Raw genomic sequence first — 24,131 nt, 5'->3', positions numbered from 1 at the left:
TATCAGAATATGATACAGTTTATCCCAATATAACAAGAGACCGTGCCGATTGGGTATGGCAAAAGGAAAGAGCTATGTTTTGGTATATTGTTGGGTTTTTAGCAGCGGTGGCCGGGCTGCTGTCGCTTTGGGTCAATGCCAGCGCGTTCGGCATGGAAGACGACGATACGCCGCCATCTGAATATGAAAAAAAGCTGGGTTTAGGCGCAACCTTAAAAGACAAAAGCACCGTAGCGCGTGAGCGGGCGGCGGCCAGACTTCACCCTGATGATTGAGATTGAGGCCGTCTGAAATTTTTTAATGAATGCAGCTTTCAGACGGCTTTTTAAAATAGCGTACAATAGCTTCACAACACAAAAAAGGAAAAACCATGTTGAAACTTTACTATATGCAGGGCGCTTGCCCGCTGGTGCCGCATGTGGCTTTGGAATGGGCGAAGGCCGATTTTGAAGCGGTGAAAATGGCGCGCGATGAGTTGAAAACGCCGGAATTCTTGGCCTTGAACTCCTTGGGTTCGGTGCCGGTTTTGCAAGATGGCGATTGGTCGCTGACGCAAAATATGGCGATTTTGGATTTCATCAACACGCAATACCCTGAAGCCAAGCTGTTTGGCAAAGGCGATGTGCACCAACAAGCCAAAGCACGTCAATGGCTGGCGTTTGCCAATGCCGATTTGCATTCGACTTTTGCTTATGTGTTTAATCCAAACCGTTTTATCGAAGGCGAGGGTGAAGGTGCGCAAATCCGTGCGCGTGCGATGCTGCAAGTGAGCGATTATTTCGGCTTGGTTAACGAAGCCCTGCATAATCAGGATTATTTGACCGGCGAATTAACCATTGCTGATGTGTACGTGTATGTGGTGCTGCGTTGGGCGAAAGCATTCAATATCGATTTGAGCCACTTAGATAAATTGGAAGGCTTTTATCAGCGCGTGGAAGCCGATGAAGGCGTGCAAAAAGCATTAAAAACACAAGGTTTGTTGTAATTAATAGAGGCCGTCTGAAAAAATAACATATTCAGACGGCCTTAATCACAATGGGGGCAACATGAAGAAATGTGTGGTCTTAACCGGCGCAGGCATCAGCGCTGATAGCGGTTTATTGACTTTCCGCGATGCGGGCGGTTTGTGGGAAGGGTATAAAGTTACCGATGTCTGCACGCCCGAAGCCTTGGCGAAAAATCCGCAGTTGGTGATTGATTTCTACAACCAGCGCCGCCGCCAAGCCAATGCGGCAGAGCCGAATGCGGCGCACAAAGCGTTGCTGGATTTGGCCGAACATTACCGCGTGCAAATCATCACGCAAAACGTGGATAACTTGCACGAAAGAGCCGGCAGCAAAAATGTGTTGCACCTGCATGGCGAGCTGAATAAGCTGCGCAGCGTTGCTGACCCTGATGAAATCATTGAGTTTAACGGCGAGCAAACAGCGGAAACTTTGAGCAGCAGCGGTGGTGCGATGCGGCCGCATATTGTGTTTTTCGGCGAACAAGTGCCGATGTTTGATGTGGCGGTAGAGGAAATGCGCGATGCCGATGTGGTGATCATCGTCGGCACATCGATGCAGGTTTATCCGGCCGCTTCTTTGGTGCATTACGCGCCGCAGCATGCCGATTTGTATTTGGTTGACCCGAATCCGCAAAGTGTGGCGGCGAATATCGAAGTGATTCCAAAACGCGCGGCAGAGGGTGTGCCGAGTTTGGTGGCTTATTTGATTGAGCAGGCAAAAGCTGATTAAATTGAGGCCGTCTGAAACTTAATATTTCAGACGGCCTGAAACTTTTATTGTGATGCTGAATAATCCCGAATCAATTGCGGCAATTGCGCCATGTCGTCAAACAACACCAGCGCACCGGCTTCCTGCAAAGTCTCACGCGGCGTCCATTGGGTATAGCCAAACGGTGTCATGCCTGCAGCCAGCGCGGCGGTAACACCGGTGGGGCTGTCTTCAATCACCACGCAATCTTGCGGCGCGTAGCCCATGGTTTGGGCGGCGAGCAAAAACAAATCGGGCGCGGGTTTGCCTGCTTTGACTTGCGTGGCGCTGAACATTTTGTCTTGAAAACGTGGCAGCAGGCCGGTGGCGCCAAGCGTGGTGTTCATCTTGGCAAAATCACCGTTGGATGCCACGCAATAAGGAATTTCAAGCGCATCGAGTGCGGCTTCGATGTTTTTCACCGCTTCAACATCTTCTTTCAATGCGGCATTGGCTCGCTGGGCAAATTCCTGCCACATGCTTTCAGACGGCCTTTCGCCCAGCATTTCGCCAATCATCTCCATGCTTTTGGGAATGGATTTGCCAACGAATAACCGCCAGACTTCTTGGCTGTCCATTACCAAGCCTTGTTCGGCCAAGCATTGCGTCAATACTTCACAGGTAATGCGTTCGCTGTCGACCAATACGCCGTCGCAATCGAAAATTGCTAATTTGAATGCAGTCATTAAAAATCCTTTGCGGTGGTTTTTTAAACAGGTTACACTTTCCACGCCGTCTGAAATCATAGCCTAAATCCTTGCATAAAGATACGGTTTCGCTTCAGACGGCCTCTATCCGCCGCTGTCGTCATTGTGCCGGCAGTCAAGCCATCAGCGTCATTGCGCCGCTGTGAATTTAGAAAGAGCACAACATGACACTCTCTCCCGTAGCCTTGCGCCGCCAAACCGAGCGCAAGCCGCATCCGACTGCGCGTTATTGGAAAAAATGCGATGTAGAAGCTTTGTTTGCCTTGCCGTTTTTAGACTTGGTGTATCAGGCTGCCGAAATTCACCGCCAACAATTTAATCCGCGCGAAATCCAACTCTCCACTTTACTTTCCATCAAAACCGGCGGCTGCCCCGAAGATTGCGCGTATTGTCCGCAATCGGCGCATCACAACACCGACTTGGGCAAAGAACAAATGATGGACGTCGATGAAATCGTCGCCAAAGCCAAAATCGCACAAGCACGCGGCGCCAGCCGTTTCTGCATGGGTGCGGCATGGCGCGGACCGAAACCGAAAGATGTAGAAACCGTGTCCGAAATCATCAAAGCCGTGAAAGCCTTGGGTTTAGAAACCTGCGGCACATTCGGCATGTTGGAAGACGGCATGGCCGAAGATTTGAAAGAAGCCGGATTGGATTACTACAACCACAATCTCGATACCGACCCCGAGCGTTACAACGACATCATCCACACACGCCAACACGAAGACCGCATGGATACTTTGGGCAAAGTGCGCCATGCCGGTTTGAAAATATGCTGCGGCGGCATTGTCGGCATGAATGAAACCCGCGCCGAACGCGCCGGCTTGATTGCCAGCTTGGCCAATCTCGACCCGCAGCCGGAAAGTGTGCCGATTAATCAATTGGTTAAAGTTGAAGGCACGCCGTTGGCCGATGCGGAAGATTTAGACTGGACGGAATTTGTGCGCACCATCGCCGTGGCGCGCATCACGATGCCGAAAAGCTTTGTGCGCTTGAGCGCAGGACGCACGGGCATGAACGAATCTACCCAAGCCATGTGTTTCTTGGCCGGCGCCAATTCGATTTTCTACGGTGACAAGCTGCTCACCACCGACAATCCGGATGAAGATGGCGACCGTCTGCTGATGGATAAATTGGATTTGGCGCCGCTGAACCATCAAGTAGAAGCGGTTGAAGCACCATCGGCCATTAAAGTGGATTATTGATACACAAATGCCGTCTGAAACGTTTCAGACGGCATTTGTGTATCATCACGAAATCATTATGTTTATATGATATCTATAAAGTTTGCATATATTTGATTGACACAATTGCAAGCTGTTTTTATATTATTAGGAATATTTTTCATTTTCCGCCCCTGCGTCAGGACGCGGCACAATCAACCGAAAAGGAGTGTAAGTATGGCAGCATTTGAATTACGCAAGAGCGATGACGGTCATTTCAGCTTCAGCCTGCTGGGCGATGATGATAAGACCTTATTGAAAAGCGAGCAATACAACAGCAAAGCTTCTGCGCAAAACGGCATCGAGTCGATTCGCAAAAATTCTGCCGAAGATGGGCGCTATGAGTTAAAGGAAAGCAACAACGGCAAATTCTACTTTAATCTTAAAGCCACCAACGGCCAAATCATTGGCACCAGCCCGCTCTTTGCTGACGAAGCTGTGCGTGAAGCTGCGATTACCAAAGTGAAAGCAGAAGCCGCTTCTGCCAGCGTGTTGGAAGGTTAAACCAATCTAAATCATCAAGGCCGTCTGAAATTTAAATTTCAGACGGCCTTGATGATTTTTAATGCTTACAACACAGCCAAAGCCGCATCGTAATTTGGTTCTTCACCGATTTCAGGCACCAATTCGCTGTGCAGCACTTGGTCGTTTTCGTCAAGCACCACCACCGCGCGGGCGTTCAAGCCTTTGAGCGGGGAAGACTGAATTTCAGTGCCATAGTCTTGCTTAAAGTTTTTGCAGCGGAAAGTCGAAAGCGAGGTCACGTTTTCAATGCCTTCAGCACCGCAGAAACGTGCTAAGGCAAACGGCAAATCAGCGGAAATACACAAAACGACGGTGTTATCCAAGCCGGTGGCGCGCTCGTTGAATTCGCGTACCGATTTCGAGCACACGCCCGTGTCGATGCTTGGGAAAATGTTCAGCACTTTGCGCTTACCGGCAAAATCCGACAGACTTTTTTCGGATAAATCGGTGGCCACTAAGGTAAATGCAGGAGCGGTTTGGCCGACTTGTGGCAGGGTGCCGCCTACTTCTACCGGATCGCCTTTAAATGTTACTTGAGCCATGTTGATTCCTTTCTGATTAAGTTAAGTCCTACGGTTAAACGGTCTCATCAATGCGACGATACCATGCTTCTTTTTCCGCATCACTGATAAACGATGCTTTGAACGAATTTTTGCACAACGTGCGGATGTCGTCGTTGCTCAAATCCAAAGCATCGGCCAACTCGGTAAAATTTTGATTCACATAGCCGCCGAAATAGGCAGGGTCGTCTGAATTGACTGTCACCAACACGCCGCGCTGCAGCATACGGTGTAAATTGTGTGCGCCCAAATGATTGACCACTTTCAGCTTGAGATTGCTCAACGGGCAGACCGTTAGCGGCATTTGCGCATCAATCAAACGCTGCATCAGCGCATCGTCTTCCTCCGAGCGCACGCCGTGGTCTATACGCGCCACTTTGAGCAAATCCAAGGCTTCATACACATATTCCGGCGGGCCTTCTTCACCGGCATGCGCCACGGCCAGCAAGCCGTATTCGCGCGCTTTGGCAAACACACGCTCGAATTTAGACGGTGGATGACCGACTTCGCTCGAATCCAAGCCCACGCCGATGATTTTGTCGCGAAACGGCAAAGCCTGTGCCAAGGTTTCAAATGCCGAGTCTTCCGATAAATGGCGCAGGAAACACATAATTAGGTGACTGGAAATGCCCCATTCTTGCGCCGCATCACGGCAGGCGCGGTCGATGCCGTTAATCACCGTTTTAAAAGCTACACCACGCTCGGTATGCGTTTGCGGATCGAAGAAAATTTCGGTATGGGTCACGTTGTCTTCACGGCAGCGCAGCAGATAGGCGCGAGTCAAATCGTAAAAATCGCACTCATGCAGTAATACCGCCGCGCCGGCATAATAAATGTCTAAAAAAGACTGCAAATTATGAAAATCATAAGCCGCACGGATTTCATCAACACTTGCGTAAGGAATATCAACCTGATTGCGGCGGGCGATTTCAAACATCAATTCCGGCTCAAATGTGCCTTCGATATGGACATGGAGTTCGGCTTTGGGTAGGGCGGCGATTAATTCATTGCGTGTCATGATGGCTTTCTTGTTCAGACGGCCTTTATTGAAAGCCGTGATTCGTTGATTGATTGTCGTCTTTTCAACTTACGCGGTCAATGTTTGCGAGTGTAAGATTCTGTATGGGCGTATTTGGGGGCGGTAGTTGATACTTAAAGCCAGTCGCGATTGCTACTTTAGGCGGTGGCACGACTTTCAGACGGCCTTTTCCTGCCTTCGGGCTTGTCTAATCGGACAAATCAGCCTAAACTTCCGCATGAGTCTGTTTCTAGGAAAATAGAATGTCTAAAACCAAACAAGATATTTTTGAACATAACCGCCAATGGGCCGAAGAGCAATTGCGCAACGACCCACATTTTTTTGATAAGCTTTCCATCAACCAAACGCCGGAATATCTCTACATCGGCTGCTCCGACAGCCGCGTAACCGCTGAAGACATGATGGGCATGCAGCCGGGTGAAGTGTTTGTGCACCGCAATATTGCCAATATGGTCAACGCCATTGATATTAACGTGGCTTCGGTCATCAATTATGCAGTTTACCATTTGAACGTTAAACACATTGTCGTATGCGGCCATTATGAATGTGGCGGCGTAAAATCCGCCATGCAGGCCAAAGATTACGGCATGCTGAACCCTTGGTTGCGCTGCATCCGCGATGTTTACCGTCTGCATCGCGAAGAATTGGATGCGATTGAAGACGAGCAAGCGCGTTACGACCGGTTAGTCGAATTAAACGTGCAAGAACAATGCATCAACGTCATCAAGAGCGCCGGCGTGCAAAAACGTTATCTGAAAGAAAAATTTCCAGTGGTGCACGGTTGGGTATTTGATATCCGCACAGGCCGTCTGAAAGATTTGAATATCGATTTTGACAATATTCTGAAAGAAATTCAGAAAATTTATGATTTGACCGACAGCGATTGGAGCGTACCGCAGTCGTGAGGCTAGGATAGTTTAAGCGTTTAATTAAAAAAGGCCGTCTGAAACAGATTGTTTCAGACGGCCTTGTTAATTATGGATAAGCAGTCTGAGACCTTTGCAAAATCCCCATCTTTGGTACATTTCTTAGTTGTGCGCTGATCGAAAGCTTGCCTATCTTTATGATATGTCTGCGCTTTCTGTGCTGCTACAACTTTGAACTATACTCAAATCTAGGGTTTTGTAAAGGTCTCAGTCTTTAAGCAGCTAACCACTCATTAATCGCAGCTTCTAAGCGTTGCATGGCTTCTTGCAAATCTTCATCGTTCAGCAGCAGACTTGGGGCAAAGCGCACGACATTTGGACCGGCAACCAGCACCATCAGGCCGTGTTTTAAGGCGGCGTTGAAAATTTCACCGGCACGGTTTTCATATTGATCGGCCATCACGGCACCCAGCAGCAAGCCCATGCCGCGGACTTGTTTGAATACGCCGGTGCGCTCGCCGATTTGTTGTAAGACCGTCTGAAGTTTTTCGCCTTGGGCTTGTACATGGCTTAAGGTTTCAGGCGAGTTGATGATGTCGAACGCGCGGTTGGCAACGGCGCAGGCTAATGGGTTGCCGCCGAAGGTAGAGCCGTGTGTGCCGGGGCCAAAGGTTGGGGCGATGGCATCGGTGGTGACAATCGCGCCAATCGGAAAGCCGCAGCCGAGCGCTTTGGCCAAGCCCATGATGTCGGGTTTCACGCCGTAATGCTCGTAGGCAAACAATTTGCCGGTGTGGCCGACGCCGGTTTGCACTTCATCAAAAATCAGTAAGGCATTATGTTGGTCGCACAAGCGGCGGGCGGCTTCGAGATATTCTTGTGTGGCAGGCAAGATGCCGCTTTCGCCTTGAATCGGCTCGATAATCACCGCGCACGTTTTTTCGCTGATGGTGGCTTCGAGCGCGGCGATATCGTTAAACTCAACATGGGTAATGCCTTGCGGCAGCGGTGCGTAATCTTGGCTGTATTTTGGCTGGCCGCCGACAGATACGGTAAACAGCGTACGGCCGTGGAAGCTGTTGACGCAGGCGATGATTTCGGTTTTGTGTTCGCCAAAATGGTCGCGGCCGTGTTTGCGGGCAAGTTTCAGCGCGGCTTCGTTGGCTTCGGCGCCGGAATTGCAGAAAAACACTTTGTCGCCAAAGCTGTTTTCTACCAAGCGGCGAGCCAAATCTTGCGCAGGTTGGGTGGTGTAGATATTGGAAATGTGCCACACTTTTTGCGCTTGCTGGTTCAGCGCGTCAATCAGCTCGGGATGGCTGTGACCCAAAGCATTCACGGCGATGCCGCCTGATAAGTCAATCAGCTCACGACCTTCGGTATCCCATACGCGGCTGCCCGAGGCGCGCTCGGGAATCATTGGGGCGAATGAGAAATTGGGGGTGAGATAGTTGCTCATGGCGGCTTCCTTTATTGAAATGGGTTGGCTGTTTTTTATAAAAATGAGCCTTTGATTATGCGCCGATTGTTAACGATTTTCAAGACAAAAGGCCGTCTGAAAACGATATTTTCGGACGGCCTTTAATCATCGCAATCAAATCGAATATTCGATTAATTCGTTTTGCGAGAAGATGTAGATTTGCTTCGGCACCAAAGCCAGCTCGCTGCCCACGGCCAAGGCCAATCGGGCGGCATCGCTGCCGGCTAGGGTGATGTGCACGTCGCGGTTGTCGTGTTTGACGGTGACGTGGGTCAAAGCGCCGACAGCGTGGATTTTTTCAACCGCGGCGGTCAGCATCGGCGTTTGGCCGGCTTGGGCGATTTGCCATTCGTGCGGGCGGATATAGCCGGTGGCCAATTGTTCCTGCCATTTGTATTGGCGGTCGAGCGGCCATTGGTAGCTGCCGTAATGCCACACTCCTTTTTCGATACGGCCTTCGAAGGCATCGGTTTCGCCCAAAAATTCAGTGACAAACGCATTTTCCGGCTGGCGGTAAATGTGGTCTGCGCTGCCGGTTTGCTCGATGTGGCCGTGGTTCATCACCACAATTTCATCGGATACTTCCAAGGCTTCTTCTTGGTCGTGGGTGACGAGAATGCTGGTCACGCCGAGATTATGGTGAATGTCGCGCAGCCATGTGCGCAATTCTTTGCGAACCTTGGCATCGAGCGCGCCGAATGGTTCGTCCAGCAGCAGTAATTTGGGTTCTACCGCCAAAGCGCGGGCAAGGGCGATGCGTTGGCGCTGGCCGCCTGAAAGCTGGTGCGGATAAGATTTGGACAAATGCGAAAGCTGCACCAAACCCAATAATTCTTCTACTTTGGCGCGGATTTTTTCTTTGCTCGGGCGCTTGCTTTTCGGCAATACGGTCAAGCCGAAAGCCACGTTGTCGAACACGTTCATGTGGCGGAACAAGGCGTAATGTTGGAATACAAAGCCGACTTTGCGGTCGCGCACATGTTTGTCGGTAACGTCTTGGCCGTCGAACAGAATCTTGCCGTTGTCGGAAGTTTCCAAGCCGGCAATGATGCGCAACAGCGTGGTTTTGCCGCAGCCGGATGGGCCGAGTAGCGAAACCAGTTTGCCGGTCGGCACGTTTAGATTGATGTTTTTCAGCGCGTGGAAATTTCCGAAATGTTTGTTTAAGTTTTCAATGGTGATGCTCATGCGTTTCTCTCCGCTGCGGCGAGTTTTTTCTCTTGCATTTTGGTGATGAAGTTTTGTAAGGCTAAGGTGGCTAAGGCCAATAAGGCCAATACGCCGGATAGGGCAAAGGCACCGGTAAAGTTGTATTCGTTGTAGAAGATTTCTACCAAAAGCGGGATGGTGTTGGTTTCACCGCGAATATGGCCGGACACCACGCTGACGGCACCAAATTCACCCATGGCGCGCGCGTTAGTCAGAATCACGCCGTAGAGCAGCGCCCATTTGATATTGGGCAGGGTCACGCGCCAAAACATTTGCCAGCCGCTCGCGCCCAAAGTCAAGGCCGCCTGCTCTTCGCTGTCGCCTTGCGCCTGCATCAGCGGAATCAGTTCACGCGCCACAAAGGGAAAGGTTACAAACAAAGTGGCCAACACAATACCCGGAATGGCAAAAATAATCTGAATGCCTTGCGCTTCGAGCCAGCCGCCCAAAACAGTGTGTGCGCCAAACAGCAATACAAACATCAAACCGGCCACCACCGGAGACACGGAAAACGGCAAATCGAGCAAAGTCGTCAGCAATTGTTTGCCGCGAAAATCAAAGCGCGTGAGCAGCCAAGCCATGGCAATGCCCAACACAGCATTCACCGGCACCACAATGGCAGCGGTAATCAAGGTCAATTGAATGGCCGACCATGCTTCGGGATCGGTAATCGACTGCACATACAAATCCCAACCGCCTTTTAGGGCTTCGTAAAACACCGCCACCAGCGGCACCACCAGCATCACCAGCAGGAATAGCAAGGCAATCGCGGTTAAGGTGAAACGCAGCCAGCGCGGCTCGGTTAGGTTTGGATTGGAAGAATGGGTTTGCATAATCAATATCTTTTTTCTATTCCAAAAGTTTCAGACGGCCTATCAGGCTTTGGCGCCGGCACGTTTGCTTAATGCCCATTGTGTTACGTTTAAGGCAAATAAAATCGCAAACGAAATCATCAGCATAAATAACGCCACCGCCGATGCACCCTGCACATCAAATTGCTCCAGTTTGCCGGTAATAATCAACGGCAAAATCTCGGAAACCATCGGAATATTGCCCGCAATAAAAATTACCGAGCCGTATTCGCCTGTTGCGCGGGCAAACATCATACCTGCGCCGGTGATCAAAGCCGGCATGATTTCCGGCAGTAACACGCGGCGAAAAGTGGTGAAGCGGTTGGCACCCAAAGTGGCCGCAGCTTCTTCGTATTCGCCTGATAATTCCTCCAATACCGGCTGCACGGCACGGACGATAAATGGAAGGCTCACCACCACCAGCGCAATCCAAATACCAATGGGGGTAAAGGCAATTTTGATGCCCAAAGGCTCGAACCATTGGCCGATCCAGCCATTCGGCGCGTATAAAGTTGCCAAGGCAATACCGATGACGGCGGTAGGCAGGGCAAAGGGTAAATCCACCAAAGCATTTACCAGACTTTTGCCGGGAAATTCATAGCGCACCAACACCCACGCGACCAAAGTGCCGAACACGATATTGGTCAGCATGGCGTAAAACGACATTTTCAGAGTCAGCCATACCGCTGCCAAAACATTAGGCTCGGCGATGGTTTGCCAAAAAGCCGTCCAACCGATTTCGCCGGCTTTGGCCGCCATCATGGCAAACGGCAACACGACCAAAAGCGACAAGCACAACACGGTTAGCCCTAAGCTGATTTTAAAACCGGGTAAGACGCTGGGGGTTTTCAGTAATAACATGGTTTGATAACAGAATAGTGATTATGGGCGTCACTTTATAGAAGCCGTCTGAAAAAGGGAAAGAATGGTTTGTTTATTGCAAAGATGATTTTGTTATATATGCTTGTGGGGGATTGGTTTCGTTAAATATAAAAAGGCCGTCTGAAACTCATGTTTCAGACGGCCTTTGAAGACAATAGCTTATGCGGCAAACTGTCGGCTAAATTCGATAAATTCCGCTTTTTTGGCTTTAGCCTTACCCGAATCAATCGCTTCTTGGGCGGCTGCGACACCAGCAGCCAAAGAGTCCACTACGTTGCCTGCATACAAAGCCGCGGCAGCGTTGAGCACCACAATGTCGCGCGCCGCACCGTGTTCACCGTTTAAGACGGCATCCATTTTTTGCAGCGATTCTTCGCTGTTTTCCACGCGGATGTCGTCAAGGTTGCGGCGGATTTCCATGCCGAAATCTTGCGGGTTGATGTCGTATTCATGGATGGTGCAGTCTTTCAATTCGGCCACGCGAGTATTGCCGGTAAGGGTGATTTCGTCCAAACCGCCTTTGCCACAGACTACCAGCACATGTTTCGAACCCAATTGCTGCAATACGCGTGAGAGAATGCCGCACAAATCAACGTGGAACACGCCCAAAAGCTGGTTCGGCGCACCTGCCGGATTGGTTAATGGACCTAAAATATTGAAAATGCTGCGGAAGCCCAATGAGCGGCGCACCGGTGCAACATGGCGCATGGCGCTGTGGTGGTTTTGTGCAAACATAAAACCAATGCCGGTTTGCTCTATGCTTTGGGCAACTTGTTCGGGCGATACATTCAACACCGCGCCCATTTGTTCCATTACATCGGCCGCACCGCTGAAAGAAGACACCGAGCGGCCGCCGTGTTTCGCCACTTTGGCACCGGCTGCGGCCGCCACAAACATGGCCGTGGTTGAGATATTGAAGGTTTTTGCACCATCACCGCCTGTGCCGACGATATCGACCAAATTATCGGCATGGTTCACCGCCACTTTGGTGGAAAACTCACGCATCACGGCTGCGGCAGCAGTGATTTCAGATACAGTTTCCACTTTAATGCGCAAGCCGGTCATAATCGCCGCGATTTGCTCCGGCGGCACTTGACCGCTCATGATTTGGCGCATCAAATCGGTCATTTCATCGTAAAAAAGCTCGTTGTTGCTGATTAAACGTTCAATTGCCTGTTGCGGCGTAATCATGTGTTTTCCCTTCGGTATTTCAGATAAATGTTATGCGCTTTCTTGCAGCGTAGGCTCAGGTTTAGGCGGCGTACCGGCAAGCCAAGCACACAGCATTACCGAGCTTATGCAAAACCACAGCCAAATATAAGCCAATGCAGACCCAAAATCGGAAGGCGGCAGCCAAATGGTGTGCGCTTCCATGTAGTGGGTAATCATTTTGAACAGCCATGCGCCGATCACAATAGCCAAGAAAACAGCGGTGGCGCAAAAGCCGATAATATACCCGCCGCGTTTGTTGCGGTAAACCCGTTTGTCCACGCAAATGGCAACGGTAAGCAAAACCAAAGGTAGGCAGGTCAGGGTGGCATACAGCAGAATTTCAAAAAGATGGGCAGGTATGCCGGCAGGTGGTGGATGATAACCGTCTTGCCGTTCGGCCCATCGGAGAATCTGCCAATTGGCTTCGATAACGAGCAATGATACGCCGAAACCGCCCATGAGTGAATAGAGAAGCACTTGGCGGCTGGGATAAGATGGAGTGGCCATTACGCGGCAATATCCTTATTATTCTTGCCATAAATTATGGATTTGCCGATAGTGCAAATTTGAAATTTACGGTGGTTTGTGGAATCGATATTGAGCAAGCGTATGGCCGAATGTGTCGTGCCGAAAGGAGTTTCAGCACATAAAGAGCATAGATTATGAGGCCGTCTGAACATATTTTCGGATAAATAGATTCAGACGGCATTTATTATATGAAACTTCAGACCGCTGTCATGGCGGATAGTTCATTGAAATTGAATTTTTTATTCAAGCAGCTTGAGCTTGGGGGCGAAAATCTTTGAATTCTTCCAAGAAATTACGCAACATGTCGTGGCCGTGTTCGGTCAACAAGGCTTCGGGATGGAATTGCACGCCTTCGATGGCATATTGCTTGTGGCGCACGCCCATGATTTCTTGGTCATCCGTCCATGCGGTAACTTCAAGGCAATCGGGCAGGGTGTGGCGATCGATCACCAAGCTGTGATAGCGCGTGCAAGTCACGGGATTAGGCAAACCTTTAAACATGCCCTGATTGGTGTGATGAACCGGCGAAACTTTGCCATGCATTAAGGTTTGCGCACGCACTACATTGCCGCCAAACGCTTCGCCGATGGTTTGATGGCCGAGACACACGCCCATAATCGGCAGCTTACCGGCAAAATACTGCATGGCGGCCACGGAAATGCCTGCTTCTTTCGGTGAACACGGGCCGGGGCCGATAATCAGGTATTGTGGTTTGAGCGCGGCGATTTCTTCCAATGTAATGTCGTCATTACGGCGCACCACGACTTCTTGGCCGAGTTCGGCAAAATATTGCACGATGTTGTAGGTGAAGCTATCGTAGTTATCAATAAAGAGTAGCATTTAATTTATAACCTTTTGATTTATATATGATAAATTGATAATTTATCTGCTTTATACCCCATTGTTTACCCCCTTATTGATTGGCTGGTTTCAGACGACCTAATTTTTCACCAACGCCAAGTTATCGGGATCATTGATAAACAACCACATTTTTTCATCGGTGGTAAACACGCCGTTGCGAATGAGATAGTGCAAATCGTGTTTGACTTGTGCATCGGCTTTGCGTATCACCACGCGCATATTGTTGCGGAATGCAGCCATTTCAAGAATTTTGGCGGCAAACTTCGGCTGGTGTAAACGGGCATGGGCGAGCGGATTGCGGTGGATGTATTCATTTAATTTGCGGGCGCTGCTTTTGAAATCGGTGTGCAGCGGGTCGATGAATACGATGTGAAACGGCATCCGGCTGAGGTAATCGTGTTCGATATCCATCATCTGCGCCTTTTCTGTTAAATCTTGAATGATGTTTATCTTATCAGCAATTCAGGCCGTCTGAAAGAATTTTTGCGTGGGGAAATTCTTTCAGACGGCCTGTTTTCATGCTGCATTGCTTTACGGCAATTTCGGTTTGACTTTCACGCTTAAAGGCAGATGGTCGGAAAGCATTTGCCAGTTGCGGCTGTTGTGGATTTGGGTTTCCATGATGTCCAAATTGCGCGTATAAACCCGGTCAAGGCTCAGCAGCGGCATGCGGGAAGGGAAGGTTTTCGGGCGTTTGCCCTTGCTGTCGAGAAACACTTCATCTAGGTTGAGGGCTTTGCCCAGCGAAATGGCCGATTTATAGCGCCAATCGTTGAAGTCGCCGGCAATAATCAATGGGCTTTGGGTATCGATGTGTTGGCTGACGTATTCAAAAATCGTCTGATATTGCTTGGCGCGGTCGGGTTCACGCAAATTCAGGTGGGCGCACAAACACACTAAAGGAACATCCCAGCCTTCCGGTAATACTTCGCAATGCAACATGCCGCGCTGCTCGTGTTTATTGACTGTAATATTCAGATTATTGCGGGTTTCTAGCGGTAGATGGCTGAGGATGGCATTACCGTGGTGGCGTTGCGGATAGATGGCATTTTTGCCGTAGCTGCGGTTGAAAGAGAGATGGTTACCCAGCACATCATAATGCGGCTCGCTCGGGTATTCGAGAATTTTGCTGCTGCGGTTGGCGTGCATACCTTGCACTTCTTGAAGAAACAATACATCTGAATTGAGCGATTGTAAGGCATCGCCCATGCTGTCGAGCTGGTATTTTCGGTTGAGTGCCGACATACCTTTGTGCATGTTGTAGGACGTAATGGTAACGGGACGTGGTGACATGATGACCTCGCTGTGTGTTTTGTTATGCGTCGGCTCATGATTAGATTTTTATTGAAGCCGACTGTTTTCCTCATTACAGTATAACACCATAAACGCTATGGTTTTTTTGCGCTATGTAAAAAAACTTCATTTTTAGCAAGCACTAATAAGATGAAAGGCCGTCTGAAAACTAAGTTTCAGACGGCCTTTCATACGCCTAAATACTAAACATTAAGACTTGGCTTTGCTGCGGCCTTTGCGTTTGCCGGCATGCTCACCGCTGCTTTTCACTTTGACTTTCACGCCTTTCTTTTTCGATGATTTTTTGCTTTTTGCTGCTTTAGGTTTGGCAGCTTGCTTGTGCTCATCCGTTTTATGGCGTGAAGGCTTTTGCTTAGCGGCAGCCATTTGCTCGTCAATTTCTTTAGTCGACAGTTTTTTACTGCGGGTTTGGGCTTTTTCGGCTACGGCGGGCTGTCTGCTTTCGTTTTTGGCGGCAGCACGTGAATTTGAGCGACGGCTTTTTGTGCCGTTTTCATTGCCGTTTACCAATACCAAATCAATCTTGCTGGTGTCTAAATCGGCACGGGCAACTTTAACCATCAATTCATCGCCCATGCTGAAGCGCACCCCGCTGCGTTCGCCTTCAATGGCCATGATTTCCGGACGGAAATTGAAATAATCTTCGCCTAAGTCGCTGATGTGCACCAAGCCGTCGATGTGGATGTCGTCTAAGGTGACAAAAATGCCGAAGCTGGTCATGCCGGAAATTTTGCCTTTGAATACTTCACCCACTTTATCGCGCATGTAATAAGTTTTCAGCCAGTTTTCAACGTCTTTGCTGGCATCATCGGCACGGCGCTCGCAGAACGAAGTATGCACACCCAAGGCCTGCCATGTTTTTTGCGGCGTGTATTTTTCGCCTTGCAACACGGCCTTAATGGCACGATGCACGGTCAAATCCGGATAGCGGCGGATGGGTGACGTGAAGTGGGCGTATGATTCGTAAGCCAAGCCAAAGTGGCCATCGTTATGAGGTTCATATACTGCCTGTTGCATCGAGCGCAACATCATCACTTGTAGCAACTCTTCATCCGGTCGGCCTTTGAATTGCTGCGCCAAGGCGGCATAATCTTTCGGGGTCGGTTTATCGCCACCGCCCAAGGTCAAGCCCAGTAAACCCAATTGCTCGCGCAAGGTCGCCAATTTTTCCGGCGTTGGGCCTAAGTGGTTGCGGAATAGGGCGGTATGTTTGTTTTTCAGCAGAAAATCTGCCGCACACACGTTCGCCGCCAGCATACATTCTTCAATCAGCTTATGCGCATCATTACGATGCACCGGCACGATTTTTTCGATTTTGCCATTGTCGTCGAAAATCATCTGCGTTTCCACGCTTTCAAATTCGACTGCGCCGCGATCTTGGCGTTTTTTCTGCAACACTTGGAAAAGTTTATATAAGGTATCGATTTGCGGCTTCAGCGGATTATCAGAGCCTTCTTGAATCCATTGCCATACTTGGTTGTACGTCAAGCGGGCGTGGGAGCGCATCACCGCCGGATAGAATTTATATTCTTTCACATTACCGGCATAAGTGATGGACATATCGCAAACCATACACAAACGCTCGACATCGGGATTCAGCGAGCAAATGCCGTTGGAAAGATTTTCCGGCAGCATCGGAATCACGCGGCGCGGAAAGTACACGCTGGTGCTGCGCTCGATGGCATCATTGTCAATCGCATCGCCCGGGCGCACATAATGGCTGGCATCGGCAATCGCCACCACCAAGCGGAAATTGCGGCCGATACGCTCGGCGTACACCGCATCGTCAAAGTCACGCGCGGTTTCGCCATCGATGGTCACCAAAGGCAAATCGCGTAAATCCACGCGGCCTTTCAAATCGCTTTTACGCACATGATCGGGGATTTTTGCGGCAGCTTTTTGGCAGGCTTCGCTAAACTGGTGCGGTAAATGATGCTTGCGTACGGCAATTTCGATTTCCATGCCACTGTCGGCATATTCGCCCAACACTTCGATGATTTTGGCTACGGCAGGGCGGTGCAATTCAGGGTAGCTTTCGATTTCGGCCACAATCACTTGGCCGGATTCAGGCTTAAATTGCGCCACGCTTTCAGGCTCTAACACAATGCTTTGGGTTAAGCGTTTGTCTTCTGCTTCCAAAATCGCAATGCCGCGATCAATATAGAAACGACCAACCACTTGAACCTGCGCACGCTCAACAATATCCAGCACCATGCCTTCGCGGCGGCCGCGACGGTCGATACCGGCAGGGCGCACGGTGACAATATCGCCATGCATCACGCCGCGCATTTGGCGTTCGTATAAGACAAAATCGCCTTCGCCGGTTTTTTCCAGCGGCACAGCAAAACCGAAGCCGTCTTTATGCGCTTCGACACGACATTTAACCAAGGCCAGTTTATCCGCCGCACACACTGCGCCGCGACGGTTAATCAATACCTGACCATCACGCGCCATGGCTTTCAGACGGCGTTCGAAAAATTCGTATTCTTCGTCTTTAATCGAGAGCTCGCGTGCCAAGGCATCGATTTTGGTCGGCACGCCTTTTTGTTCTAATAATTCAATCACCCACTCTCGGCTGGGCAACGGCTCAGCGTAACGTTGCTTTTCTCGCTCTAAGTAAGGATCTTTTTCTCGTAGATTTAATAATTTAATTTTTTTATTCATTTTTACAGTTGACATTCTTCGTTGTAAATATATAATAGCCACTTCGTTTTCAGCAGCACCTTTGGTACTGTAACGTAAAACGATAAATAAAGCAAAGCCCAGGTGGCGGAATTGGTAGACGCGCTAGCTTCAGGTGCTAGTGTCCTCACGGGCGTGGAAGTTCGAGTCTTCTCCTGGGCACCATGATTGGTCTCTTTGCTTTAACAATTGAATGCCCAGGTGGCGGAATTGGTAGACGCGCTAGCTTCAGGTGCTAGTATCCTCACGGGTGTGGAAGTTCGAGTCTTCTCCTGGGCACCAAAACTTCCGGTTTGAAACCGGATTTTTTATTATTTGCGTGATGTGAATCGGCAAATAATCTATCTTATAGAGGGGTGGATGAGTGGTTTAAGTCGCACGCCTGGAAAGTGTGTATACGTTAATAGCGTATCGAGGGTTCGAATCCCTTCCCCTCTGCCAAGAATATAAATCCCAAGTCATGAATGACTTGGGATTTTTTTATTATCCAATAGCCGTCATGCTCAATATGTGAAAATCACACTTATTTTTAATTACTTATTTCATTTATTCAACGCTATACAAAGCAGCTGAATCGGTGTATCCTTGCATTTATTCAATACATTCATAAAATATGTATCTTTTAAAGAGGCCGTCTGAAAGCCTTTCATCAACACAAGGAACCTGACCATGACCGATTTTACCGTTTGGGAAACTGCGCCTTTTAATGCCACCATCGACCATATTTTGCAGCGTTACCATAATGTGCATCGCGCGCAATTTGATGAGCTGGTGCCGTTAGCGCAAAAAGTGGCAACAGTGCATGCCGATACTTTTCCGGCTGAAATTGCCGAGTTGCTGGCCTATATGCAAAATGAATTATTGAGCCACATGATGAAGGAAGAACGTATGCTGTTTCCGATGGTGAATCAGGGCGTGGGGCGTGGTGCGGCAATGCCGATTAGTGTGATGATGCACGAACATGAAGAACACGATAAAGCCATCGAACGCCTGCGCAAATTGACCAACAATTTTGAAATTCCGGAAAATGCTTGTGGCAGCTGGACGCGCTTGTACCGCTTAGCAGAAGAAATGGTCAATGATTTGACCGACCATATCCATTTGGAAAACGAAGTATTTTTCCCTCGTGTGTTGGCTTCTTAAGCTGCCTTTATCAAACTAAAAATGCCGTCTGAACGTTTTCAGACGGCATTTTTTCAGACGGCCTGTTGCTCTGCTTCAAAGGCCAACAACACTTGTTTGACCTCATCCGCTTCTTTCAAAGTTCGCACCCGCTCAAACAAATCTTGCGCTTGCGGAAATTCTTTTTTCATCATGCCGAGCCATTGTTTCAAACGCGCCACGGGGTATTTGTTGTTGGCTTCTTTGGCAACACACAAATCAAAGAAGAGATTAATCCAACTGGCGATTTCGGCAAAATCGGTGGGCTTTACCGTTTCACCATACTCGTATTGTTTGATTTGTCGTGCCAAATCCGGCCGAATGACCGCACCGCGTCCCAACATCACGCTGTCGCAACCGCTGACTTCTTTAATTGCTAAATAGTCTTCCAGCGTGAACACATCGCCGTTTGCCGTGACCGGAATCGAGACTGCATCACGGATTTTGCGTACCCAATCCCAGTGCGCCGGCGGTTCGTAACCTTCAACTTTGGTGCGGGCATGTACGGTCAACCCGCATGCGCCGCCTTCGGCAATCGCGGCGGCGCATTCTAAAGCCAAATCGGTATTTTCAAAGCCCAAGCGCATTTTGCCGGTTAGCGGAATATGTTCGGGCAGGCGGCTGCGCAGGGTTTTGACGATGTGGTGAATCAATTCCGGCTCTTTCAGCAAAACCGCACCGCCTTTGTGTTTGTTGACGGTGGGGGCGGGGCAGCCGAAGTTTAAATCGATTTTGTCGGCACCAAAGCGCACGGCTTCCAAAGCATTGACGGCCATATTGTCGGCATCGCTGCCTAAGAGTTGCACGGTGCACGGTGTGCCGGCAAAAGTTTGGTTACCGTTGGCAATTTCCGGCACATATTTCAGCCATGTGGCGCGGGAATGCACGGTGTGGGTGATGCGCACAAATTCGCTGACACACTCGTCGTAACCGCCGATACGCGTTAACAAATCACGCATCACGTCGTCGCATAATCCTTGCATAGGGGCGAGCAGCAATCGCATAGTCAATAGGCCGTCTGAAAAATGAAATGCGTATTGTAGCGGTATATCGGGTAAAATACAGCCGTTTAAGATATTTTTCAGACGGCCTGACCATGATAAACACAAGAATTCCAGCAACTGCCGCCATGTTGGTAAAAAATTCCGAACGCTATTTGGTGGAAGTGCTGACCGCGCTGGGCGATTTTGATGAAGTTTTGCTGCTCGATAATGGCTCGACTGACCGCACATTCGAGATTGCCGCGCAATTTAAAAATGTCAGCTATTTCAAGCATGATTTTATCGGTTTCGGCCCCATGAAAAACATGGCTGCTCGTTTGGCGCAAAACGATTGGATTTTCAGTATCGACAGCGACGAAGTGCCCGATGCGGAATTAATCGACAGTATTCGCGCCGCAGTGTCGGAAAATGACCCACAAAGTATTTATACCTTGTCCCGCCTGAATCATTACAACGGCCGTTTGATTAAAGGTTGCGGCTGGTATCCGGATATTCTGCCGCGCCTTTATCATCGTCGTTTTACCCGTTTTTCCGACCGCCAAGTGCATGAGTCTTTGATGATTTCTAAAGATGCGCAAAGCTATACTTTGTCAGGCCGTCTGAAACATTATTCTTTTGAAAACGCAGAAGGTTTGATTCAAAAAATGCAGCAATATTCTTCGCTGTATGCCGATGAAAACCGCTTTAAAAAGAAAACTTCACCTGCCAAAGCCTTACTGCACGGCGGCGTGTCGTTTATTAAAAATTATTTCCTGAAACGCGGTTTTGCCTATGGTTCAGACGGCCTCACCATTTCAGTGGCCAATGCGCAGGGTTCTTACTATAAATATGTGAAGCTGCATGAGCGTAACCAAAATCTGAAAGTATCGCTGATTATTACCACCTATAACCGGCCGGATGCGCTTGCATTTGTGTTGCAATCGGCTTTGTCGCAAACGCGTTTGCCCGATGAAATTATTGTGGCCGATGACGGTTCAACCCGCGAAACGGCAGATGTGATTCAATACGTTAACCGGCAAAGCCCGGTGCCGGTAAAACACTCTTGGCGACCTGATGATGGTTTTCGTGCTGCGGAATCGCGTAATCGTGCATTGGCGATGGCAAAAGGCGATTATATTGTGCTGATTGATGGTGATATGCTGCTGGATGCATCATTTATTGCCGATCATTTAAAGCTGGCACTCAAAGGCCGTTTGGTACAAGGTTCACGCGTGATTTTGACTGAAGCGCGCACGCAAGAAATTTTGGCTTCCGAACAATTGCCGAATCTTTCTGTGTTTGATTCAGGCATTGAGAAACGCCTTTCTGCTTTAAGATGCCGTTGTTTGTCTGCATTGGTCGGTAAAAACGGCAGCCAAAACCACCGTGGCATCAAAACCTGCAACATGAGCTTTTTCCGCGAAGATGCCTTGGCTGTAAACGGCTTTAATAACTGGTTTGTCGGTTGGGGGCGGGAAGACAGCGAGTTTGTTGCCCGCTGCTACCACAACGGCATGAAACGCCACAATCTTAAATTCGCCGGCATTGCTTATCACTTGTGGCATCATGAAGTCGAACGTGATTCGCTGCCGCAAAATGATGCGCTTTTAGAGCGTACTTTAGAAACGCAGCAAATCCGTTGCGAAAGCGGTGTGAATATGTTTTTGAAGGAAAAAAGCTAATCTAAATGATAGGCCGTCTGAAAAATGCTTTTCAGACGGCCTTTTTAATACAATAGATTACGCTTAAGTCAAAAATCAAACAGTTTGTCATCATAATTTAGTTTACCTTCTTACATATAGCTAAAATGTCAAAACAATATCAACAAGAAAACGCCACATGACACAGACAACCGAAAATCTTTATCAACAAGCCCATCAATTTTTGTTGCAATCGCCGCCGGACTACGCGCAAGCAGCGCAATTATTGCAGCTCGCTGCCAAAGCCGGCCACAGCGAAGCGGCTTTTCAGCTCACTGCCTGCCTGATTAACGGCCATGGCATTGCAGTGGACTTTGCCGCCGGTGTTGAGTATTTAAAGCAAGCGGCCAGAGCGGGGCATGTGTATGCCCGTTATAATCTGCTGCAATTGCAAGAATCGGAAAATGCGGATATTCAAACCCTTCTGCCACACTATATCGAATTGGCCGAACAAGGTTTGGTGCATGCGCAATTGCGCTTGATGCGTGCATTTAACGAGATGGGGCAAGCCCAGCAGGCATTGCTGTGGGCAAATAAAGCAGCGGAGCAAAACCATCCGCAGGCACAATATTTTGTGGCGCAATATCACCAATATGCTGCCGAACCTGATTTATATAAAGCGCATCAGCTTTACCGTTTGGCTGCCGAGCAAGGTTTTGTCGCGGCGCATTGGCAGCTTGGGCTGCAATACAAGTTGGCACAAGGTGTGGCAAAAGATTTAACGCAAGCAAGGGCGCATTTGCAGGTTGCCGCACAACACGGCATTGCGCCTGCACAAACCGCATTGGCTGAGATTTTGTTGCCGCAAAACAGTGTCGAAGCCTTGACTTGGTTTCAGACGGCCGCTGAAAACGGCGATAACGATGCCCATGCTGCTTTAGCAGAAATTTATCTTTTGGGTCAAGATGTTGAGCGCGATCCGCAAAAAGCGCAGCATCATGCTGAACAAGCCGCTGCCAACAATCACCCGCAAGCTTTACGTTTATTGGGTGATATTTACCGCTATGGGTTGGGCGTGGCTGCGCAACCGCAAAAAGCTCGTGAATATTATCGAAAAGCGGCGGATTTGGGCGACATCTCAGCGCATCAAAAATTATTGTCCGACAGCGCCTTGAACGACCATCAGCATTATGAAGCAGCCAAACAAACTGCTTTACAACGCCAGCAAGCAGAAAGCCTTTATCAAAAAGCCTTTGCCGCGCATTATGGTTTACAGCGCAGCCAAAGCTATGCCGAAGCCTTACCACTTTACCTCCAAGCAGCCGAATTAGGGCATACCAAAGCCAAAACCAATTTGGGCATGATGTATTACAGCGGTCAGGGCGTTGCGAATGATTTCAGCCAAGCCGCGCAATGGTTTGAATCTGCTGCCGAACAGCAAGATACGATGGCGCAATACAATTTAGCTTGTCTCTATTTTCATGGCATGGGCGTGCCGAAAAATCCTGCAAAAGCCTGTAAATGGCTGCAACAAGCGATTGACAATGGCCATGAGCAAGCCGATGTGTTGAAAACATTGTTGGCACAATGGCAACAGGCCGTCTGAACGCATAAGCCCAAAGAAAAGGCCGTCTGAACAAGCATAATCAGGTATAATTACGCACCATATTCCAAGCTGTTTGTTTCAGACGGCCTTTTTATTTTGATTGTAAAGATTTAACCAGCATGACAGATTCCACTCAAAATCACGAAGAAAACCAAGTGCCTGCCGAGCATTTGCGTTCTATCCGCAGCTTTGTTTTGCGTCAAGGTCATATGACTGCAGCGCAACAGCGCGCCATCGATACCATGTGGCCGCAATTCGGTATTGATTATCAAGATGCCATTATCGATTTAAACCAACATTTCGGCCGCGACAATCCTAAAGTTTTGGAAATCGGCTTCGGCATGGGTACGGCTACGGTCGAGATTGCCAAGCGTTTGCCGGAAACGGATTTTTTGGCGATTGACGTACATGGTCCTGGTGTCGGCAATATTTTGAAACTGATTGAAGAAGAGCAAGTCGGCAACATTCGCGTGATGCGCCATGATGCTGTGGAAGTGGTTGAAAATATGCTGGCTGATGGCGCATTATCAGGTATTCACATCTTTTTCCCTGACCCGTGGCACAAAAAACGCCACCACAAACGCCGTTTGGTGCAAACACATTTTGTTGAAAAACTATTGCCTAAATTAGCTATCGGCGGCTACATCCACATGGCGACCGACTGGGAAGAATATGCTGTGCAAATGCTGGAAGTATTAAGCGGTTTCGACAGCCTGCAAAACACGGCTGAAGATTACGCGCCGACACCGGATTACCGCCCGGAAACCAAATTTGAAGCCCGCGGCAAACGCTTAGGGCATGGTGTTTGGGATTTGGTGTTCAAGCGCATTAAATAAAATATAAAAAGATAAAAAGGCCGTCTGAAATAAATATGGGGCTTAGGAAGCAAAAATATTAAATTGGGTTATTTCGAAGCATCTTCATTAATATTTTACCTAAATCTTCATGCCGGTGGTTAAACCTAAACTCCGTTTCTTTGAGATGCAGATAAAACATCTCTTTGGAAATACCATGAAATTTAGCCAAACGCCCCTTAGCATAACTCCAAAAA

24 protein-coding genes, 3 tRNA genes and 1 pseudogene are annotated in these 24,131 nt (G+C 49.0%); 13 read left to right on the top strand and 15 right to left on the bottom strand.

Annotated features, from left to right (window positions below; all coding sequences use genetic code 11):
* Nucleotides 1–74 precede the first annotated feature (74 nt).
* The 3 genes from CRG49_RS05070 (at nucleotide 75) to CRG49_RS05060 (ending at nucleotide 1,736) form a co-directional block, all read left to right on the top strand.
* Nucleotides 75–275, top strand: a complete 201-nt coding sequence (locus CRG49_RS05070; protein ID WP_095503688.1) for a hypothetical protein — start codon at nucleotides 75–77, stop codon at nucleotides 273–275.
* 95 nt (nucleotides 276–370) lie between these two features.
* Complete coding sequence (locus CRG49_RS05065; protein ID WP_095503687.1) at nucleotides 371–985, top strand: glutathione S-transferase family protein; 615 nt, start codon at nucleotides 371–373, stop codon at nucleotides 983–985.
* Nucleotides 986–1,046: 61 nt separating this feature from the next.
* The gene (locus tag CRG49_RS05060) at nucleotides 1,047–1,736 is read left to right on the top strand and encodes a Sir2 family NAD-dependent protein deacetylase (protein WP_095503686.1); all 690 of its coding nucleotides are present in this window, start codon (nucleotides 1,047–1,049) and stop codon (nucleotides 1,734–1,736) included.
* Between the two features lie 44 nt (nucleotides 1,737–1,780).
* Here the strand turns inward: CRG49_RS05060 and CRG49_RS05055 are convergent, their stop codons facing one another.
* Entirely contained in the window at nucleotides 1,781–2,440 is a 660-nt protein-coding gene (locus CRG49_RS05055; protein WP_095503699.1) for an HAD family phosphatase, read from the bottom strand.
* A gap of 185 nt (nucleotides 2,441–2,625) precedes the next feature.
* On the opposite strand from CRG49_RS05055, the gene bioB reads away from it, so the two are divergent.
* Nucleotides 2,626–3,666, top strand: a complete 1,041-nt coding sequence (gene bioB, locus CRG49_RS05050; protein WP_095503685.1) for a biotin synthase BioB — start codon at nucleotides 2,626–2,628, stop codon at nucleotides 3,664–3,666.
* 195 nt (nucleotides 3,667–3,861) lie between these two features.
* The gene (locus CRG49_RS05045) at nucleotides 3,862–4,188 is read left to right on the top strand and encodes a YegP family protein (RefSeq protein ID WP_095503684.1); all 327 of its coding nucleotides are present in this window, start codon (nucleotides 3,862–3,864) and stop codon (nucleotides 4,186–4,188) included.
* Between the two features lie 65 nt (nucleotides 4,189–4,253).
* Here the strand turns inward: CRG49_RS05045 and tpx are convergent, their stop codons facing one another.
* On the bottom strand, nucleotides 4,254–4,751 hold the full coding sequence (gene tpx / locus CRG49_RS05040) for a thiol peroxidase (RefSeq protein WP_095503683.1): 498 nt from the start codon (nucleotides 4,749–4,751) through the stop codon (nucleotides 4,254–4,256).
* Nucleotides 4,752–4,785: 34 nt separating this feature from the next.
* Nucleotides 4,786–5,787: an adenosine deaminase gene (locus tag CRG49_RS05035; protein ID WP_095503682.1), complete on the bottom strand. Its 1,002-nt coding sequence runs from the start codon at nucleotides 5,785–5,787 to the stop codon at nucleotides 4,786–4,788.
* 263 nt (nucleotides 5,788–6,050) lie between these two features.
* Here CRG49_RS05035 and CRG49_RS05030 point away from each other — a divergent pair, with 263 nt between their 5' ends.
* Complete coding sequence (locus CRG49_RS05030) at nucleotides 6,051–6,713, top strand: carbonic anhydrase (protein ID WP_095503681.1); 663 nt, start codon at nucleotides 6,051–6,053, stop codon at nucleotides 6,711–6,713.
* Between the two features lie 235 nt (nucleotides 6,714–6,948).
* Here CRG49_RS05030 and CRG49_RS05025 read toward each other — a convergent pair whose 3' ends face one another.
* The 10 genes from CRG49_RS05025 to rnr all read right to left on the bottom strand — a co-directional run bounded on the left by CRG49_RS05025 (nucleotide 6,949) and on the right by rnr (nucleotide 17,690).
* Nucleotides 6,949–8,148, bottom strand: a complete 1,200-nt coding sequence (locus CRG49_RS05025; RefSeq protein WP_255408371.1) for an acetylornithine/succinyldiaminopimelate transaminase — start codon at nucleotides 8,146–8,148, stop codon at nucleotides 6,949–6,951.
* 120 nt (nucleotides 8,149–8,268) lie between these two features.
* Complete coding sequence (locus CRG49_RS05020) at nucleotides 8,269–9,342, bottom strand: sulfate/molybdate ABC transporter ATP-binding protein (RefSeq protein ID WP_095503679.1); 1,074 nt, start codon at nucleotides 9,340–9,342, stop codon at nucleotides 8,269–8,271.
* Entirely contained in the window at nucleotides 9,339–10,196 is an 858-nt protein-coding gene (gene cysW, locus CRG49_RS05015; RefSeq protein WP_095503678.1) for a sulfate ABC transporter permease subunit CysW, read from the bottom strand. Before cysW ends, CRG49_RS05020 begins: the two co-directional genes overlap by 4 nt.
* Nucleotides 10,197–10,238: 42 nt before the next feature.
* Nucleotides 10,239–11,075: a sulfate ABC transporter permease subunit CysT gene (gene cysT / locus CRG49_RS05010; protein WP_095503677.1), complete on the bottom strand. Its 837-nt coding sequence runs from the start codon at nucleotides 11,073–11,075 to the stop codon at nucleotides 10,239–10,241.
* Nucleotides 11,076–11,255: 180 nt separating this feature from the next.
* Nucleotides 11,256–12,287 carry an anthranilate phosphoribosyltransferase gene (gene trpD, locus CRG49_RS05005; RefSeq protein WP_095503676.1) on the bottom strand — a complete coding sequence of 344 codons (1,032 nt, stop codon included), beginning with the start codon at nucleotides 12,285–12,287 and terminating at the stop codon, nucleotides 11,256–11,258.
* A gap of 30 nt (nucleotides 12,288–12,317) precedes the next feature.
* Entirely contained in the window at nucleotides 12,318–12,815 is a 498-nt protein-coding gene (locus CRG49_RS05000) for a hypothetical protein (protein WP_095503675.1), read from the bottom strand.
* Nucleotides 12,816–13,079: 264 nt separating this feature from the next.
* A complete protein-coding gene (locus CRG49_RS04995; protein ID WP_095503674.1) occupies nucleotides 13,080–13,676 on the bottom strand; it encodes an aminodeoxychorismate/anthranilate synthase component II in 597 nt (198 codons plus the stop codon).
* A 99-nt stretch (nucleotides 13,677–13,775) separates the two neighbouring features.
* The gene (locus CRG49_RS04990) at nucleotides 13,776–14,108 is read right to left on the bottom strand and encodes a hypothetical protein (protein WP_095503673.1); all 333 of its coding nucleotides are present in this window, start codon (nucleotides 14,106–14,108) and stop codon (nucleotides 13,776–13,778) included.
* A 120-nt stretch (nucleotides 14,109–14,228) separates the two neighbouring features.
* Nucleotides 14,229–14,990 (bottom strand): endonuclease/exonuclease/phosphatase family protein, encoded by a 762-nt coding sequence (locus tag CRG49_RS04985; protein WP_095503672.1) that lies wholly within the window; start codon nucleotides 14,988–14,990, stop codon nucleotides 14,229–14,231.
* 210 nt (nucleotides 14,991–15,200) lie between these two features.
* A complete protein-coding gene (gene rnr / locus CRG49_RS04980; RefSeq protein ID WP_195714700.1) occupies nucleotides 15,201–17,690 on the bottom strand; it encodes a ribonuclease R in 2,490 nt (829 codons plus the stop codon).
* 81 nt (nucleotides 17,691–17,771) lie between these two features.
* On the opposite strand from rnr, the gene CRG49_RS04975 reads away from it, so the two are divergent.
* The 4 genes from CRG49_RS04975 (at nucleotide 17,772) to dnrN (ending at nucleotide 18,836) form a co-directional block, all read left to right on the top strand.
* Nucleotides 17,772–17,858 (top strand) — tRNA-Leu (locus tag CRG49_RS04975).
* Between the two features lie 30 nt (nucleotides 17,859–17,888).
* A tRNA-Leu gene (locus CRG49_RS04970) sits at nucleotides 17,889–17,975 on the top strand.
* Between the two features lie 68 nt (nucleotides 17,976–18,043).
* Nucleotides 18,044–18,134, top strand: a tRNA-Ser gene (locus CRG49_RS04965).
* Between the two features lie 228 nt (nucleotides 18,135–18,362).
* On the top strand, nucleotides 18,363–18,836 hold the full coding sequence (gene dnrN / locus CRG49_RS04960; protein ID WP_095503671.1) for an iron-sulfur cluster repair protein DnrN: 474 nt from the start codon (nucleotides 18,363–18,365) through the stop codon (nucleotides 18,834–18,836).
* 53 nt (nucleotides 18,837–18,889) lie between these two features.
* On the opposite strand, the gene CRG49_RS04955 is transcribed toward dnrN, so the two are convergent.
* A complete protein-coding gene (locus CRG49_RS04955; RefSeq protein ID WP_095503670.1) occupies nucleotides 18,890–19,858 on the bottom strand; it encodes a tRNA-dihydrouridine synthase in 969 nt (322 codons plus the stop codon).
* Nucleotides 19,859–19,953: 95 nt separating this feature from the next.
* On the opposite strand from CRG49_RS04955, the gene CRG49_RS04950 reads away from it, so the two are divergent.
* The 3 genes from CRG49_RS04950 (at nucleotide 19,954) to trmB (ending at nucleotide 23,916) form a co-directional block, all read left to right on the top strand.
* Nucleotides 19,954–21,516 carry a glycosyltransferase gene (locus CRG49_RS04950; protein ID WP_369832016.1) on the top strand — a complete coding sequence of 521 codons (1,563 nt, stop codon included), beginning with the start codon at nucleotides 19,954–19,956 and terminating at the stop codon, nucleotides 21,514–21,516.
* 157 nt (nucleotides 21,517–21,673) lie between these two features.
* The gene (locus CRG49_RS04945; protein ID WP_095503668.1) at nucleotides 21,674–23,080 is read left to right on the top strand and encodes a tetratricopeptide repeat protein; all 1,407 of its coding nucleotides are present in this window, start codon (nucleotides 21,674–21,676) and stop codon (nucleotides 23,078–23,080) included.
* A 119-nt stretch (nucleotides 23,081–23,199) separates the two neighbouring features.
* Nucleotides 23,200–23,916, top strand: a complete 717-nt coding sequence (gene trmB / locus CRG49_RS04940) for a tRNA (guanosine(46)-N7)-methyltransferase TrmB (RefSeq protein ID WP_095503667.1) — start codon at nucleotides 23,200–23,202, stop codon at nucleotides 23,914–23,916.
* Nucleotides 23,917–23,974: 58 nt separating this feature from the next.
* Here the strand turns inward: trmB and CRG49_RS04935 are convergent.
* Nucleotides 23,975–24,131, bottom strand: a pseudogene (locus tag CRG49_RS04935) (IS1595 family transposase); the annotation flags it as partial.

Origin of the sequence: Neisseria sp. N95_16, from assembly GCF_002551535.2 — a bacterium.
Taxonomy (GTDB): Bacteria; Pseudomonadota; Gammaproteobacteria; order Burkholderiales; family Neisseriaceae; genus Neisseria; species Neisseria brasiliensis.
The sequence above is the reverse complement of the archived record's forward strand: the minus strand, read 5'-3'. Positions and strand labels throughout refer to the sequence as shown.